We start from the raw sequence: 487 nt of genomic DNA, 5'->3' as shown, positions 1-487 counted from the left end.
AAAGAGCATTTTGAACTGTATTTGAAAGAGTGTGAATGGCGTTTTAACAACAGTGAGATAAAATTTCAAATTTCTATTTTAAAACAATTAGTAAAGCAGGATTTGTTCTAGTTATCTAGGACAGCCCTTAAAGAAAAGGCGGCAAAAAGAAGTATAGAAGACGACAAGTCGAAAATACGAATGCTGACACAATTCAGGGGAGTTTATTTGCATCACATTGATAACGAGTTCGTGATGAGTGTGGTGGGGAATCTGAATTGCAAAGACAGTACAAAGAACCGCTATTTATCTCTTATCATTTCTATTTTGAATGCAGCTGCAAAAAAATGGAAATGGATAGACAAAGCACCATTGATAGAAAAATACAAAGAGAATGAAGGGCGAGTTCGCTGGTTAAAGTCTGCTGAAGCACAAAGGCTGATAGGGGTAGCAAAACCAAGGTACTTCGCCGATCTGATTATATTTAGTCTTAATACTGGTTTAAGAC

General features: G+C 36.3%; 2 pseudogenes. Both read left to right on the top strand.

Going from position 1 to position 487, the window contains the following annotated elements:
• Positions 1-111 (top strand): annotated as a pseudogene (locus tag IR141_RS12760) (IS1595 family transposase); the annotation flags it as partial.
• Positions 112-180: 69 nt separating this feature from the next.
• Positions 181-487 (top strand): annotated as a pseudogene (locus IR141_RS12755) (site-specific integrase); the annotation flags it as partial.

Source organism: Neisseria sp. 19428wB4_WF04 (assembly GCF_015235335.1).
GTDB lineage: Bacteria > Pseudomonadota > Gammaproteobacteria > Burkholderiales > Neisseriaceae > Neisseria > Neisseria musculi.
Note: the sequence above shows the minus strand (reverse complement) of the source record. Positions and strands in the feature narration are given on the sequence as shown.